The organism is Neisseria sp. P0021.S007 (genome assembly GCF_051956855.1).
Genome location: NZ_JBQCXA010000779.1, coordinates 1 through 600, shown reverse-complemented (window position 1 = coordinate 600; position 600 = coordinate 1). Strand labels below are relative to the sequence as shown.

Genomic DNA, 600 nt, shown 5'->3' with positions numbered 1-600 from the left:
TTTATTGGGTTGATATCGAATGAAAAAAAGGCCGTCTGAATGTTTCAGACGGCCTTTGCGTTTTACAGTTTAACCGAATGCTCGCGCGTTTCGTGGAACACGATGTCCGGCCAGCGTTCTTGCGTCAGATTCAGGTTGACGCGGTTAGGCGCGAGGTAGGCGAGGTTGCCGCCTGCGTCGATGGCGAGATTGCCTGCATTGGCTTTTTCAAATTCCGCCAGTTTTTTCTTGTCTTCGCACGATACCCAGCGCGCCGACCAGATGGATGCGCTATCGAACACGGCTTCCACACCGTATTCGTTGGCCAGCCGCGAGGTAACGACTTCAAACTGCAACACGCCGACCGCGCCCAAAATCAAATCTGCGCCGCTCATCGGTTTGAAGACCTGTACCGCGCCTTCTTCGCCGAGCTGTTGCAAACCTTTTTGCAGTTGCTTGATTTTCAGAGGGTTTTTAATGCGGACGCTGCGGAACAGTTCGGGCGCGAAGAATGGGATGCCGGTGAACGCCAGTTGTTCGCCTTCGGAGAAGCTGTCGCCGATTTGGATGTTGCCGTGGTTCGGGATACCGATGATGTCGCCGGCGTAGGCTTCTTCCACC

1 pseudogene is annotated in these 600 nt (G+C 54.5%); it reads right to left on the bottom strand.

What is annotated here, in order from left to right:
* Positions 1 to 62 precede the first annotated feature (62 nt).
* Positions 63 to 600: pseudogene (gene prfC, locus ACTHUR_RS15915) on the bottom strand (peptide chain release factor 3); the annotation flags it as partial.